Consider the following 14,309-nt stretch of genomic DNA (forward strand, 5'->3'; position numbering starts at 1 on the left):
ACCACGCCCCGTCATTGGAAGGCGGCGTGGATCTCCTGTTCCGTGGCGGTGTGGGAGACGAGGAGAAGCTCGTCGCCGGGCCTGAGCCGCACCTCGGGGGTAGGGACGGTGGGTTGTCCGTCACGGATGACGGTGGCGATGACGGTACCGGCGGGCAGCGCAATGTCGGCGAGAGCCCGTCCGGCGGCACGGGACAGCGAGGTGATGGCGGTTTCGATGACGTTGACGCCTGCCTTGCTGAGGCGGAGCAACGCAACGGTGTCGGTGGCACCGGTGGCCTCCTCGATGAGGGAGATCAGCGGGGTCGCGGCCGGGACGGCGATATCGACGCCCCAGCGGTGGCCGAACAGCCAGCTGTTCTCCGCGTCGTTGACCCGGGCGGCAACGCGTGGAACGGCGAACCGGCGCTTGGCGAGCAGGCTGATGACGAGGTTGTCCTCATCCTTGCCGGTGGCGGCGACGAGGAGGTCGGTGGTGAGAGCACCGGCGTGCTCAAGGAAGGCAGGCCCACAGGCGTCTCCCACGAGGAGGCGCACCGCGAGGCCGCCTTCGAGCTCGGCGATCCGGTCCTCATCGAGGTCGACGAGGGTGACGTCGTTCTGAGCGGCCGCAAGCACCTGGGCGATCTGGGTGCCCAGCCGGCCCGCGCCGGCGACGAGGGCTTTCACGTCCCGAGCTCCTTGTCGAGGAAACCGCGCAGCCGCCCGAGGGCGGTGACCGCGACGGCGAAGGTGACCAGATCGCCGGGTTCGGCGGCGGTGCTGTGCGCGGGCACGATCGAGCGGCCCGCCCGGGTGACCTCCACGACGCGGATCTCACTGTCGACGTCGAACTCGGTCAGCCGCCGCCCGGTGAGATAGGCGGGCAGTTCGGAGCGGACCAGCAGGGTTTCACCGTTGCCGAAGGTGAGTTCGGGCGTGAGATGGCGGTGCAGCAGCATCTGGTGGAGCTGCAGCACCGTCCATCGGACACCGCCGATGGTCGGGATGCCGAGTTCGCGGTAGAGGTCGGCGCGACTCGGATCGTGGACCCGGGCGAGGACGGTGGGGACCCGGTAGGTCTCCTTCGCCGTCCGCGCGCTGACGATGTTGCTGTTGTCCCCGGAGGTGACGGCGACGAAGGCATCAGCGTGCTCGATCCCTGCCGCCTCAAGTACCGTACGGCTGAAGGCGTTTCCTTCATGGAAGCGGTCGGCGAAGGCCGCCGGCAACAACCTGCGTGTCTTGGACCGACGGTCGACGATGCGTACGTCGTGGCTCTCTGAGGCCAGCTGGACCGCGAGGGCCGATCCCACCCGCCCGCACCCCGCGATGATCACTCGCATCGGACTCCTCCTCTCCCGTTCCCGGAGCGGTGGCGCCGCAGCCACCACTTGCGGGATTCCTCGGCGGCCAGCAGCAGCACTCCGAAACCCGCCAGGACCGCCCAGTCGGCGGCAGCCAGCGGAGCGGTGTTGAAGACGGCCCGCAGCGCGGGAAGGTAGCTGATCGCCGCCATCAGGCCGATGCCGAAACACCCCGCGGCCAGCAGCCAGGGGTTGGACAGCAGCCCGATCCGGAACACGCTCTGGCGGTCGGTGCGCACCGCCAGAGCGTTGAAGAACTGGCTGACCACGATCCCGGCCTGAACCATGGTGATCGCCTCCCGGTAGACGGCGTTGTCCTCGGTGAAGTGGGAGTAGGGGATCCCTGAGGCGTGGATGTGCCAGAAGAAGACCGCACACACGCCGAGCGCCTGGATGCCGCCCAGGAAGAGGATGCGCCCCATCACGGCGGCCGAGAACAGCCGATCCCGGCGGGAGCGTGGCGGGCGGTCCATGACGTCGGGTTCGGGCGGCTCGGCGCCCAGTGCCAGGGCGGGCAGGACATCCGAGCCGAGGTCGATCGCGAGGATCTGCACAGCGGTGATCGGCACGAGCGGGAAGCCGGCGAAGGTCGCGGCGAGGATCGGGACGAGTTCGGCGATGTTGTGGCTGAAGAGGTAGATCAGGAACTTGCGGATGTTCTGGTAGACCGAACGGCCGAGTCGCACTGCCGTGGCGATGGAGGCGAACGAGTCGTCCAGCAGCACCATGACCGCCGATTCCCTGGCGACGTCCGTCCCCGAGGCACCCATCGCCACGCCGATGTCCGCGTGCTTGAGAGCGGGGGCGTCGTTGGCACCGTCGCCGGTGACCGCAACCACCTCGCCGCGACGCTGGAGGGCGGTGACCACCCGCATCTTGTGCTCGGGGCTGACCCGGCACAGCAGCAGCTCCGCCGGCTCGGCGAGCAGGCCGTCCAGGGCGTCGTCGTTCATGGCGTCGAGGGACGCACCCGTCACGACGGCGGGCGCCGCCTGCCGCACGATGCCCACTCGACGGGCAACAGCCTCAGCGGTCAGCGGGTGGTCGCCGGTGACCATGACGATGCGGATCCCGGCTCGCCGGCAGGCATCGACCGCGTCGCTCACCTCCGCCCGCGGCGGGTCGAGCATGCCGACGAGTCCCAACAGGGTCAGCCCGGACTCCGCCCCGTCCTGAGTGGGGTACGGGCCCGACACCGGCCTCCACCCCACCGCCAGCACGCGCAGCCCCTGGGAGGCCAGTGCGTCGTTCGTCTCGATGACTTCGGCGCGCAACTCGTCCGTCAGTGGCCGTCGCTCGCCGTTCCAGTCGATGTCGGTGCAGCGGGCGAGCAGTTCTTGCGGGGCGCCTTTGACGTAGGCACGGTAGCTGTCGCCATCCGTGGCCCCGTGCACAGTGCTCATCAGCTTGCGGACCGAGTCGAACGGGTACTCCGCCACACGCGGTGCGCGGGCCTCCTCGGCAGCCGGATCGATCCCGCCCTTCTCCGCCACGACCAGCAGCGCCCCCTCGGTGCTGTCGCCCAGCACCCGCCATCCTTCGCGCCCGGACCGGGGGAATCTCCCCATGTCGGCCGGGGGGACCAGCCGGGCGTTGCAGCAGAGCGCCGCCACTCTCAGCAGTTCGCGCACGGGCGCTGCGTCGGTGACCTCCCCGACCGGCGCGTAGCCGACCCCCGAGACCGGGTGCGACGCACCGCCGGCCCAGACGTGCGTAATGGTCATCTCGGCCTGCGTCAGTGTCCCGGTCTTGTCCGTGCACACGACGGTGGTGGAACCCAGTGCCTCCACTGCCAGCAGCTTCTTGACCAGCGCGTGCCGGCGGGCCATGCGCCGTACGCCGATCGCCAGCGACACGGACAGCGTCGCGGGCAGGCCCTCTGGCACCAGGGCGACCATCACCCCGAGCGCGAACACGAAGGTTTCCACGAACGGCTGACCGGTCGGCACGCGCACCGCGAACAGGGCCGCCCCGATGGCCAGAGCCACCCCTGCCACCCGGCGGGCCATGGAGGACACCTGGAGCTGCAACGGGGTCTTCTGCCGTGGCGCGGCGGCCGCGAGCCGGAAGATCCGTCCGAACTCGGTCGCCGCGCCGGTGGCGAACACCACGGCCTTCGCGGACCCGGCGACGACGTCCGTGCCCATGAACACGCAGTTGCGCGCCTCCAGCAGTGGCCCGGCCGCCACCGGTTCGCCGGTACGGCCGACCGCGTCGCTCTCCCCCGTCAGGGCCGCGTTGTTCACCGAGACCTCGTGCGCCTCGACGAGACGGCAGTCCGCCGACACCGCGTCCCCGGCCTCCAACACCACTACGTCGCCGGGCACCAGTTCGTGCGCGGGCAGGTCCTGCCGCTCCCCGTCGCGCAGCACTCGGCAGGTGTGCGGCACCATCGCCTGCAAAGACTGTGCGGTCCGCTCGGCGGAGTACTCCTGCGCGAAACCGATGGACGCGTTCAGCACGACGACGCCGAGGATGGCCACGGCCAGCCGGAACGTACCGACGTCCTGGGACGGTTGCAGCGCGTAGGCCAGGAAGGTGATCGCCGAGGCAACGAGCAGGACGACCGCGAACAGGTCGGTGAACTGCGCGGCCAGCTGCCTCGACAGGCCGCGGCTTCGTGCGCGCGGCAGCTCGTTGGGACCGTACCGGCCCCGCCGCGCCACGGCGTCTGCCGCCGTGAGCCCCCGCGGCGAAGTGTCCAGCGCGACGAAGACGTCCCCGGGCGGCTCGGTCTGCACCGGGGTGGCCGCGGCTCCGGTGACGGTCGCCGGCCCTTCTCTGCCGTCACCGGGTGTCAGCAGCTGGGTCATGCTGTGCGTGGTCCGGGTTCAGCCCGTCCGGGGTCGGCGTCCTCGGGGTGACGTGCGAGCCGGTCGGCCGATTCGAGCACGGGGTCGTCCGTACGCCGGGTCACCGCCGTGCGAGCGACGAGAAAGTCTGCGCTGTCCGCCAGCGTGGTGAGATACGGGGCGTCCTCGTCCTCGATCCGGAATCCGGTGCGTCGGCCCAGGATCTCGATGAAGCTCAGGAAGTCGAGCGAGTCGATTTCGAGAGCATCCCGGAACGTGTCATCGGGCCCCAGGGCCGTGAAATCGGCGTCCGGGACGATCTCGGCCAGCGATTCCTTCACCATGTCCAGTGCTTCGTCGCGCTTCATAGCTCCTCCGGGCTCTGCAAGAAGCGGTCAACCGCAGTGAGATAGCGGGCTCCGACAGCCCCGTCAGTGGCCCGGTGATCCGCCGACAGGGTGGCCGTGACCACCGGCCGCACCCCGAGGAGGCCATCGACCGCCCAGGGCCGTTCGACGACCCTTCCGAAGCCCACCAGAGCCACCTGTGGCGGGTAGATCACACCAAGAACGGATTCCACCCCCTGGTCGCCCAGGTTGGTGACCGTGATGGTGGCGTCGGATACCTCGGAGCCCCGCAGTCTGCCCGTACGGGCACGGTTGACCACGTCCTTCAAGCCGGCCATCAGCTGTGGGAGTTCGAGGGTGTCGGCGTCGTGCAGGGCGGGGGCGACGAGTCCACCGCCGCGCAGGGACACAGCCACGCCCAGGTGTACTCCCCGGCCCGCGCTGAATCCGTCATCGGTCCAGAAGCCGTTCAGTGCGGGGACCTCTCCCGCCGCCCGGGCCGCGGCCTTGAGCAACAGGGCCGCGGGAAGCAGCCGTGCACCGAGTGGACAGTGACGGTTGTACTCGTGCATCCAGTCCATTGCGGCGGCCAGGTCGACGGTCGTGGACAGGTAGTAGTGCGGGATCTCGCGGTTTGCACGGGCCATCAAGCCTGCGATGGCCTCGCGCATCCCTGCCGGCCGGTGCTCCGCAGAGGGACGGGCAGCAGCCGTACCGCCGCTCTCCTGCGCGGCAGGCGCTGCCGGGCCGGGGGCTGCCTGGCGAACGTCCGCCGCGCGGACGGCGCCGTCCCTGCCGGTACCGGTCACTCCGGCGAGGTCGACGCCCAGCTCACCGGCCAGTCGTCGGGCCAGGGGGGTGATGCGGGCGGGCAACCGCCGTGCCGCAGCCGCCCGCTCGACGTCGGCACGGGTGACACGCCTTCCGGGCCCGGATCCGTGGACGGCGTCCAGGTCGACTCCGGCCTGCTCCGCCAGATGCCGGATCAAGGGGCCCTCGTCGCCGCGGACGCCGCCGTTGACGCCAGCCGGAGCCGGGACCTGCTCCGTCGCGGGGCCCGGCGCCGGCTGGGCGGCCGGTCCCCGCTCCAGGGCCTCCCCTTCCTCCGAACGCGCCTCGTCACCCCTCCGGCGCTTCTTGGGTTTGCCAGGCTTCTCCCGCTCTTTCGGCACCCCAGGCTCCCCCGCCGGCTCGATCAGCGCGAGCGCGGCGCCCACCGGGACCGTCGTCCCCGGGTCGACGAGGAGCTTCCCCACCGTCCCCGTCTCGAAGCACTCCACCTCGATCGTGGACTTCGCCGTCTCGACGACCGCGACCGCATCCCCTTTGCGCACCCGGTCGCCGGCGCGCACCAACCACTCCTGCAACGTGCCCTCGTCCATGTCGGCACCCAGCGACGGCATCGTGAACTCGGCCATCGTCAGTCCACCGCCCGGTGCGCGGCTGCGACGATACCGGCGGTCTGCGGCAGCGCCGCCTGTTCCAGCAGACGCGCGTACGGGATCGGCACTTCCGCGCTGCACACCCGCTCCACCGGCGCGTCCAGCTCGTAGAGCGAGCGTTCGGCGATCCGCGCCGATACCTCGGCGGCCAGGCTGCCGGAGCGCCACGCCTCGTCGACGATCACTGCGCGGTGTGTCCGCGCCACCGAGGCGTCGATGGTCTGGTCATCGAGTGGCCGCAGCGTACGCAGGTCGACGACCTCGGCACTGATGTCGTCGGCCGCCAGTTCGTCCGCCGCCGCGAGCGCCTTCGGCAGCGAACCGCCGTATGTGATCAGGGAGATGTCGGTGCCGCGCCTGCGGACCGCAGCGCGATCCAGGTCTACCGGGGAGCTGAGCGGGGCCAGTTCACCTGCGGTGTTGTAGAGACTGCCGTGTTCGAAGATCAGTACCGGGTCGGGGTCGGCGAGCGCCGGAGCCAGCATGTGGCGGGCGTCCCCGATGGTCGCCGGAGCGAGCACCCGGATGCCGGGGATGTGCGCGTACCAGCCTTCAAGGCTGTGGGAGTGCTGGGCGGCGAGCTGCCGGCCCGCGCCCGTCGTCATCCGGATCACGAGTGGAACGGGCAGTTGGCCGCCCGACATGTGCAGCAGCGTGGCGGCGTTGTTGAGGATCTGGTCGAGGGCGAGCAGGCTGAAGTTGACGGTCATGATCTCGACGATCGGCCGGAGCCCGGACAGTGCCGCGCCTATGCCCGCGCCCACGAACGCGGACTCCGACAGTGGCGCGTCGCGGATCCGCTCCGGCCCGAACTCCTCCAGCAGGCCGAGGCTCACGCCGAAGCAGCCGCCATACCGGCCCACGTCCTCACCCATCAGAAAGACCCGGTCGTCGGCACGAAGCGCCTCGCGCATCGCCTCGCGCATCGCTTCCCGGTATGTCGTCTTCCGCTCGTCCGGCCGGCCGGTGCCCATGGTCAGGTCACCTCCACCGAACGGCTGGTGACGTGGCGCAGCAGGTCCTCGGCCGACTCCTCAGGTGCCTGCTCGGCAGCCTCCACGGCGGCGTCGATCTCCTCGGTGATCCGGCGCTCGATCCCGGCGAGCTCCTTCTCGCCCGGCTCACCGTCCTCACGGGTACGGTCCATGAGCCGCGTGACCGGATCCCGGGCCTTCCACTGCTCCACCTCCGCCTTGTCGCGGTAGCGGTCCGGGTCGTACATGGAGTGGGCTCGGAAGCGGTAGGTGCGCATTTCGAGGAAGCGCGGTCCCCCGCCGCCCCGAATACTCTCAGCGGCCCGGCGGGCGGCACGCTCCACGGCCTCGACATCCATGCCGTCCACCGCCCATGCCGCCATGCCGTACGAGGCGGCGCGCAGGGCCAGGTCGGTCTGCGCCTCATGGCGTTCGATGGCGGTGCCCATGGCGTACAGGTTGTTCTCGCAAACGAGCAGCAGCGGCAGGTCCCACAGGGCAGCCAGATTCGCCGTCTCGTGGAACTCCCCTTCCGCGTAGGCACCGTCGCCGAAGAAACAGCAGGTGACACGGGGTTGGCCGCGCATGCGATCGGCGAGCGCGAGCCCGGCGGCCAGCGGGAGCCCGCCGGCGACGATCGCGTTGCCGCCGTAGAAGCGGCGGCCGGCATCGAAGAGGTGCATGGATCCGCCACGGCCCCCGCTGCACCCGGTCGTCTTGCCGTACATCTCGGCCATCACGGCCTCGGCCGGGATACCGCGGGCGAGCGCGTGTCCGTGCTCGCGGTACGTGGCGACCACCGCGTCCTTTGATGTCAGTGCTTCGTTGACGCCGACGGCGACGGCTTCCTCCCCGATGTAGAGATGGACGAAGCCGCGGATCTTCGCGGCGCTGTACAGCTCGACGCAGCGCTCCTCGAAGCGCCGGATGCGCAGCATGGCGTACAGCAACTCGCGGCGGTGCTCGGTCCTCGGCCGGCCGGCGACAGGCTCCCCTTCGGACGCCGCCGCAGCCGACGTCACGGTGGTCCGGCCCGTGCTCGCCGTGCTGGCCCGCTGCGCGGAGGGTGCGGTCTTCCGCTTGCGGGTACCGCGGGCGGGGCTCATGCCGATCCCTCCAAGGTGGACAGGTCGCCGGTGGGCAACCCGAGTTCGCGGGCGCGCAACAGCCGGCGCATGACCTTTCCGCTGCGGGTCCTGGGCAAGTTCTGATCGAAGGCGATCTCCCGCGGTGCGACGGCAGGGCCCAGCCGGCGGCGGGCGAAAGCCAGCAGCTCCCGCTCCATCGCCGGCGTCGGTTCGGTGCCGGGGCGCAGTGAGACGAACGCCTTGACGATGTTCCCGGCGACGGGATCGGGCCGTCCTATCACCCCGGCCTCGGCGACCGCCGGGTGTTCCATCAGGGCGCTCTCCACTTCGAAGGGGCCGACCAGGTGCCCCGCCGACTTGATGACGTCGTCGGCACGCCCGACGAACCAGAACCAGCCGTCCTCGTCCCGCCTGGCCAGGTCCCCGGTCAGGTACCAGCCGTCGGCGAACGCTGCCTCGTAACGCTCCTTGTCGTTCAGATAGCCGCGGAACATGGACGGCCAGCCGGGTCGCAGCGCCAACTCGCCCTCGACACCGGGCCTTTCCAGCACCGTCACCTTGCCTTCGGTGATCAGCGCCCGTCCGTCCTCGCCGCGCTCCAGCACGGCCGCCTCGACGCCCGGCAGCGGCCGCCCCATCGAGCCGGGCCGGATCTCGCAGGCGGCAAAGTTCGCGACCATGATGCAACCCGTCTCGGTCTGCCACCAGTTGTCGTGGACGGGTAGGCCCAGCACCTCCTGGCCCCAGACCACGGCCTCGGGGTTGAGGGGTTCGCCGACGGACGCGACGAAGCGCAGTGCCGAGAGGTCATCGGTGACAGGCAGGTCGTGGCGTCCTTGCCGCGGAGTGGTACGCATGAGCATGCGCAGGGCCGTGGGCGCGGTGTACCAGACACTGACACGCTGCTCGCCGAGGATCCGGTACCAGCGCCGGGCATCGTAGTCGCCCTCGTCGACCACGAGCGTCACGCCATGGACGAGCGGCGCGATGATGCCGTACGACATGCCGGTGACCCAGCCGGGGTCGGCGGTGCACCAGTACACGTCCTCGGAGTGCAGATCGAGGGCGTATGCCGCCGTGGCGTGGTGAGCGACGACCGCTTCGTGCACGTGGATCGCGCCCTTGGGAGCACCGGTGGTACCGCTCGTGAAGTGCAGCAGCGCCATGTCCTCGGGAGAGGTCGGCGGGATGGTGAACTGCTCGGGGGCCGCAGCGGTCAGCGCGTCGAACGAGAGGGTGCCGGGCAGTTCCCCGGAACCGGGTCCGACGATGAGGACGTGCGCGAGACCGGGGAGCGACGGCCTGCGGTCCGCGACCTTGCGGCGGTAGAGGGACGCTGTGGTGACCAGCACCCTGGCGTCGCCGAGCCTGAGGCGCTGCTCGACGGGGTCGGGGCCGAAAGCAGAGAACAGCGGACAGAGCACGCTCGCGTTCTTCAGCGTGCCCAGCACTGCCGTGTAGAGCTCCGGACACCGTCCGAGCAGGGTGAACACCACATCGCCCCGACCGACGCCCAGCGACCGCAGCACGTTCGCGAAGCGGGCCGTACGACGGGCCAGCTCGGCATAGGTGACGGTCGAGACGGTGTCGTCCCGCCCGACGCAGCGCAGTGCCACCTTGCCGCCCTGATCGGCGCCCGCGTGTCGGTCGACAGCCTCGTACGCCATGTTCAGCCCGCTGCCACCAGGCAGCCCGGCCAGCGCGGCACGCGCCCGCGACCAGGTGAAATCGGCGCGGGTCCGTTCGTAGTCGACGAGATTCGGCGTGACGCCCGGTGTGGCGTCCTTACGGATCGTCTCCCAGGTCATGGCGATTCCTTCCGGAGCCTGCCGCTGATTCCAGAGTCGCGGACCCCGGCCCGGCTCGCATGGGCCGAAGGGCCCGGGGAGGAGGCCGGGCGGTCGGCCCGCCGCGTCTGCGCGGCGCTCGGGCAGATGGGCCGAGACGCCTCTGGGGGCGGATCGCGCGGGTGGCCATGGCATCCCCGTGACGCGGCATCCGCCTTTCACAGCCGGTGAATCCCACGTGCCGGCGAAGGGGTCACGAGCGCTGCTGGGCTCACGGCTTGATCGTCAGCACCTGATCAACTGGCCGACGCGGTGTGCGAGGCCCCCGCGGGCCGTATCCCAAGCGCAGGATCATGTGCACATGACCGGTCCCGGAGACCGGGTCGCGCAGGATCCAGCGCAGGTCCGGCCATTCGACGGCCTGCGTCGCGAAGGAGCTCGCAAGCCCCTGGAGCGTGCCAAGGAGCAGGACGCGTTCCAACGCCTGGCCCGCGCGGAGCCAGTCGGCCGGTCCGTCGCTCGTGGTGCTGAGTGACGCCAGCTGGGGGCAGCGTTCGAAGTCCGCGTACGCGCGACCGGGCACAGTGCGCCGGCCGGCGAAATCCCGGGTAGGGGCCGAGCCGCCGCGTTTCACGGGACCGAAGGCGTAGTCGGGGACGCCGGCGGTGGGCTCCTCGGAAAAGGTGTCGCGGGTCCAGCGACGCTGTTCCTCCTCGCGGGCGGTGTCCATGCGGTTGTAGCCCTCGGCATGCATGATCAGGTCGAGCACGGTCTCGCGGTGCGGGGTGGTGAGAAAGGTCAGCTGTGCTCCCTCCCCGGCGGCGGCCGCGGTCAGAGCCGCACGGACGTTCTCCGGGATCTGGCGCTCCGAGAACGGGAACCGGCTGGTGTGCCGGTCGTGCATTGCGGGATAGAGACCGGGGAGGGACTCGTCCATGTGCCCGTGCGAATCATCAAGCCGCATGACCGCCAGGAGCGCCGGAGCATGGGGGTCTGGCAGGAGGGTCGTCCTCGTCTGATGCCCGGCATGCGCAGCGGCGACGCGCAGGTTCAGCAGTGCGGCTCCACAACCCAGGTGCATGCCCCGGGTCGTGGGGTCGGCGCGCGGCATGGCGCGTTCGAGGTCCAGGGAGAGCGTGAAGGTGCGGCTGTGTCGGGCGTAGTCGAAATACCAAGGCTGGGCGTTGTGCATGGACGGCGCGGTGACGGCGTCGGCGACCAGGTGTGTGACCAACGTGTCGTCGAGGGCCTGGATGAACACCGGGAGCCTCCCGGGCGGGGCGGAAGCGGATCAATGGATGCCCTCAGCGTGGTGGGAGCGGTTCCTCCTGCGTCAGGGGCCATAGGTCCCTGACGCAGGCCGACCGGGCCCCCTTCGGTCCTGCCGACCGTCCGATGGGGCCGAGTGGCCCATGCCGGGACAGCCGTCGCTCCGATCACCCTTGAGATGCGGGGCAAGGCGCCGGGCGCCCTGGCGAAAGGAGCCGGAGATGGAGCACCGCACGATAAGTGAGCTCATGACCAGGCAGGTCGCGAGCGTCCAGCTCGATACACCGTTCAAGGACATCGCGCAGAAACTCGCCGACAGCGCGGTGAGCGCAGTGCCGGTACTAGACAGCCTCGGCAGACCGGTCGGGGTCGTCTCGGAGGCCGATCTGCTCCGGAAGGCAGCCGACCAGTCCGATCTCTCCGGCAGGACGCCGTTGCCGCATCTTGAGGCGTGGGAACGGGCACGGGCCGAGGGGCGCACCGCCTCCGAGCTCATGTCGGCTCCTGCGGTGTGCGCGCATCCGGAGTGGACCGTTGTCGAGGCTGCACGTCTGATGGAGGTGCAGCACGTGAAGCGCCTCCCGGTGGTCGATGAGACAGAGGCTCTGTTGGGCATTGTCAGCCGGAGCGACCTGCTGCGCGTCTTCTTGCGCAAGGACAAGGCGATACAGGAGGAGATCACGCGGGAGGTCATCGGGCGCACGGCGCGTATCGGGGCCGGTGGTGTGACCGCTGAGGTGATGCAGGGGGAGGTGGCATTGCACGGTTCGGTGGAGGACCCCCTCCTCATTCCGGTTCTGGTACGCATGTGCACCGGTGTCGACGGCGTCGTCTCGGTCGCCGAGGACCTGAAGCCCACCATGACTGCCGGCCCTGCCGACTCCTTCGAAGGGGCCCAGCTCGGTCATGAATGACCTCATCACCGTCGGTCTGGACGGCAACAGGCGCCTTGAACGCGCGTCCACCACGGGCCCGGGCCCGGGCCCGACCGCTTTTGACGAGGTCCCCGCCCCCGGGCATACCGGGACGACAAAGGGATGTGTACATGATGACGAACCCCGAGACGGGCTCCGCCTCAGCGGTCTCCCGGACGCGCAGTGACCTGGGACGGCGGGCCGCCCTGCGCAGGCAGGAGTTGGGCCTGACTCGCGAGGAGGTCGCAGCCCGGGCCGCTGCCTCGCCCGGGTACCTCCAGTACGTGGAAGAACATACTGCCGACCCGGACATCGGATTCGTGCTGCGCCTCGCCAGTGCACTGGAGACCACGGTGGCCGAGCTTGTGGGAAGGACGACGGAACTGCCCGCGGGCTTCGGCAAGGCCGCGGCGCATCCCGAGGTTCTGGTGCTCAGCGCCGCCGAGTGCCGCGAGCGGCTCTCCACGCACGGCGTCGGCAGAATTGCGGTAACCATCGATGACGCACCCGCCATCTTCCCCGTGAACTACACCGTCGCCGACGAGTTGATCGCCTACCGCACCGCGCCGGAAGCCGGCCCGGCTGCGGCAGCCGGCCAAGACGTCGCGCTGGAGGTCGACCACATCGATGACGCCTTCAGTCAGGGCTGGAGCGTCCTGGTCGTGGGCCCCGCCCATGTGGTCACCGACTCCCACGAGACCCGTCGGTTGGAGGAACACGCGCATACCGGCCCGTGGATAGGAGACGGACGCCACCAGTGGATCGCGATCCAGCCGAATCGGATCACCGGCCGCCGGATTCGTGTCATGGGTGCCCATACACCCTCGAAGGCGACGCCGTGAGGATGAGCATTCAGCGTCCGACGTCGGTCGCCGCGACCCGTCTGCCGGGCGACGCAGAGAGGTGACGCTCGCGGTCCCAGAGCCGCACCGACGTGTTCCCCGACCTCCTCCGCGAGCACCCCGTCCAGCACGGCCGCTGCCCGGTCTTCGTGGTAACGCTCCGACTCTCCGGCGAGCATCGGATGGTCGGTGGTCTCGCGTGCGGGGCGACGCCAGGCGCGCACCAGCCGCGAGCTTCGGCCTCCCGGAAGGCGAACCTGAGGGTTTCCGAGCCTTGGGCCGAATCACCGACACGGCACAGCATCGCTGTCGCAGGTGCCTGCCGCTTCACGGCGGGGCCGGCATGGTGCTCGCCCCGGGGCCATACATGTCGATCAGACGATGCCGCGTGGCCTGAAGGCGGCGGGCGACGACGGCGAGGACGCGACGGGTCACGGCCAGGCTGAGGGCCGGGTCCGCTTCGCACAAAGCGCGTACCGCCGTCGCGTCGAACTCATACGCCCGCACGGGGGTGAATGCCTCCGCACCCATCCGCCAGGCGTACGGCGGCAGGAGCCATGACCATCCCAGCAGATCGCCATGTCCCAGGGACTCGACGACCACCGGAGGTCGTCCTGCCTCGTGGATATCGAGATTGACCGAACCTGTGCGGACGATCCAGAACCGGTCGGCGGGCTTCCCTTCTTCGAAGATCCGCGTTCCTGCCGGAAAGGTCACCTCCCGAGCAAATTGCATCAGGCGTGCGCGTCCCTCCGGTGGAAGCACATGGAGCAATGGTGCGGTGGTCATGGCACTCTCCCGGTTCCAGGCCGACGACGTGTCGCCATCGGCCTTGCCTTGCCGGTCACCCACAGAGTGCGCACCCGACCGAGATGCAAGACAGGGGCTGTTCGGCGCGGTGTGGTGGGCCGATGGACCCCACGGCTGAGCCATTCACCGGTCGGGGTGGGTACCGCGGCGGTCCCGGAAGCACAGGCCAGGACGGTTCTCGCCGACCGGGGGCGTGGCAAGAGGACGGCGGCAGCCGGGCTTGACCCGCTCGATCTCACTGGCTCCGTATGACGACAACCGGGCAGGGGGCGTGCTGGGTGCAGTGCTGACTGACCGATCCCAGGAGCGCCCCGCTGAAGCCGCCCAGTCCGCGGCTGCCCACCACCAGAAGTGAGGCACCTCGTGCCGCCTCAAGAAGCGTGGCCGCCGCCGTTCCGTACGCCACAGTCGGCTCGACCCTCGAAGTGCCGCCCTCTTCCACGACCTCCCTGATGGCGTCGTCGAGCGTCTGCTCTGCCCACACCTTCATGTCGCTCGCGAGTGACTGCGGCGCATCGAGCCAACCGATCGAACCATAAAGGGGCGGGTACTCCCACGCGATCACCGCATTGACGCTGTCATGGGTCAGTTCCGCCTGCCGTACTGCCCAGCGCAGTGCCTCTTTGGACGATTGCGACCCGTCGACCCCGACGACGATGCGGCCGCTTTCCTTCGGTTGGCTGCTCATGGCTACCTCCG

General features: G+C 70.0%; 13 protein-coding genes. 2 read left to right on the forward strand and 11 right to left on the reverse strand.

All coding sequences use genetic code 11. The features are described from left to right. Window positions 1-11: 11 nt before the first annotated feature. The 9 genes from BKA18_RS00665 to BKA18_RS00705 form a co-directional block, all read right to left on the reverse strand. Window positions 12-668: a potassium channel family protein gene (locus BKA18_RS00665; RefSeq protein WP_366043606.1), complete on the reverse strand. Its 657-nt coding sequence runs from the start codon at window positions 666-668 to the stop codon at window positions 12-14. Further along, window positions 665-1,324, reverse strand: a complete 660-nt coding sequence (locus tag BKA18_RS00670; protein WP_366043608.1) for a potassium channel family protein — start codon at window positions 1,322-1,324, stop codon at window positions 665-667. The genes BKA18_RS00665 and BKA18_RS00670 overlap by 4 nt, the downstream gene beginning before the upstream one ends. Further along, a complete protein-coding gene (locus tag BKA18_RS00675) occupies window positions 1,315-4,158 on the reverse strand; it encodes a cation-translocating P-type ATPase (RefSeq protein ID WP_366043610.1) in 2,844 nt (947 codons plus the stop codon). Before BKA18_RS00675 ends, BKA18_RS00670 begins: the two co-directional genes overlap by 10 nt. Further along, complete coding sequence (locus tag BKA18_RS00680; RefSeq protein ID WP_366043612.1) at window positions 4,155-4,505, reverse strand: acyl carrier protein; 351 nt, start codon at window positions 4,503-4,505, stop codon at window positions 4,155-4,157. The genes BKA18_RS00675 and BKA18_RS00680 overlap by 4 nt, the downstream gene beginning before the upstream one ends. Next, entirely contained in the window at window positions 4,502-5,902 is a 1,401-nt protein-coding gene (locus BKA18_RS00685) for a dihydrolipoamide acetyltransferase family protein (RefSeq protein WP_366043613.1), read from the reverse strand. Before BKA18_RS00685 ends, BKA18_RS00680 begins: the two co-directional genes overlap by 4 nt. A gap of 2 nt (window positions 5,903-5,904) precedes the next feature. Next, entirely contained in the window at window positions 5,905-6,900 is a 996-nt protein-coding gene (locus BKA18_RS00690) for an alpha-ketoacid dehydrogenase subunit beta (protein ID WP_366043614.1), read from the reverse strand. 2 nt (window positions 6,901-6,902) lie between these two features. Then, on the reverse strand, window positions 6,903-8,006 hold the full coding sequence (gene pdhA / locus BKA18_RS00695) for a pyruvate dehydrogenase (acetyl-transferring) E1 component subunit alpha (protein WP_366043615.1): 1,104 nt from the start codon (window positions 8,004-8,006) through the stop codon (window positions 6,903-6,905). Beyond that, entirely contained in the window at window positions 8,003-9,796 is a 1,794-nt protein-coding gene (gene acsA / locus BKA18_RS00700; protein ID WP_366043616.1) for an acetate--CoA ligase, read from the reverse strand. Before acsA ends, pdhA begins: the two co-directional genes overlap by 4 nt. Window positions 9,797-10,046: 250 nt before the next feature. Next, complete coding sequence (locus tag BKA18_RS00705; protein WP_429638081.1) at window positions 10,047-11,036, reverse strand: Acg family FMN-binding oxidoreductase; 990 nt, start codon at window positions 11,034-11,036, stop codon at window positions 10,047-10,049. Window positions 11,037-11,265: 229 nt separating this feature from the next. Between BKA18_RS00705 and BKA18_RS00710 the strand changes: the two genes are divergently transcribed. Then, window positions 11,266-11,958: a CBS domain-containing protein gene (locus BKA18_RS00710; protein WP_366043617.1), complete on the forward strand. Its 693-nt coding sequence runs from the start codon at window positions 11,266-11,268 to the stop codon at window positions 11,956-11,958. Window positions 11,959-12,089: 131 nt separating this feature from the next. Further along, window positions 12,090-12,800, forward strand: a complete 711-nt coding sequence (locus tag BKA18_RS00715) for a helix-turn-helix domain-containing protein (protein WP_366043618.1) — start codon at window positions 12,090-12,092, stop codon at window positions 12,798-12,800. A 327-nt stretch (window positions 12,801-13,127) separates the two neighbouring features. Here the strand turns inward: BKA18_RS00715 and BKA18_RS00720 are convergent, their stop codons facing one another. Beyond that, window positions 13,128-13,589, reverse strand: a complete 462-nt coding sequence (locus BKA18_RS00720; RefSeq protein ID WP_366043619.1) for a Crp/Fnr family transcriptional regulator — start codon at window positions 13,587-13,589, stop codon at window positions 13,128-13,130. A 256-nt stretch (window positions 13,590-13,845) separates the two neighbouring features. Next, window positions 13,846-14,298, reverse strand: a complete 453-nt coding sequence (locus BKA18_RS00725) for a universal stress protein (protein ID WP_366043620.1) — start codon at window positions 14,296-14,298, stop codon at window positions 13,846-13,848. Window positions 14,299-14,309: the final 11 nt, after the last annotated feature.

It is taken from the genome of Streptomyces auratus (genome assembly GCF_050433025.1).
GTDB lineage: Bacteria > Actinomycetota > Actinomycetes > Streptomycetales > Streptomycetaceae > Streptomyces > Streptomyces sioyaensis.

Coding starts and splice junctions, on each gene's coding strand:
- BKA18_RS00670 (WP_366043608.1), bottom strand. CDS start 1,324: ATGCGAGTGATCATCGCGGGGTGCGGGCGGGTGGGATCGGCCCTCGCG.
- acsA (WP_366043616.1), bottom strand. CDS start 9,796: ATGACCTGGGAGACGATCCGTAAGGACGCCACACCGGGCGTCACGCCG.
- pdhA (WP_366043615.1), bottom strand. CDS start 8,006: ATGAGCCCCGCCCGCGGTACCCGCAAGCGGAAGACCGCACCCTCCGCG.
- BKA18_RS00725 (WP_366043620.1), bottom strand. CDS start 14,298: ATGAGCAGCCAACCGAAGGAAAGCGGCCGCATCGTCGTCGGGGTCGAC.
- BKA18_RS00715 (WP_366043618.1), top strand. CDS start 12,090: ATGATGACGAACCCCGAGACGGGCTCCGCCTCAGCGGTCTCCCGGACG.
- BKA18_RS00680 (WP_366043612.1), bottom strand. CDS start 4,505: ATGAAGCGCGACGAAGCACTGGACATGGTGAAGGAATCGCTGGCCGAG.
- BKA18_RS00720 (WP_366043619.1), bottom strand. CDS start 13,589: ATGACCACCGCACCATTGCTCCATGTGCTTCCACCGGAGGGACGCGCA.
- BKA18_RS00710 (WP_366043617.1), top strand. CDS start 11,266: ATGGAGCACCGCACGATAAGTGAGCTCATGACCAGGCAGGTCGCGAGC.
- BKA18_RS00675 (WP_366043610.1), bottom strand. CDS start 4,158: ATGACCCAGCTGCTGACACCCGGTGACGGCAGAGAAGGGCCGGCGACC.
- BKA18_RS00690 (WP_366043614.1), bottom strand. CDS start 6,900: ATGGGCACCGGCCGGCCGGACGAGCGGAAGACGACATACCGGGAAGCG.
- BKA18_RS00685 (WP_366043613.1), bottom strand. CDS start 5,902: ATGGCCGAGTTCACGATGCCGTCGCTGGGTGCCGACATGGACGAGGGC.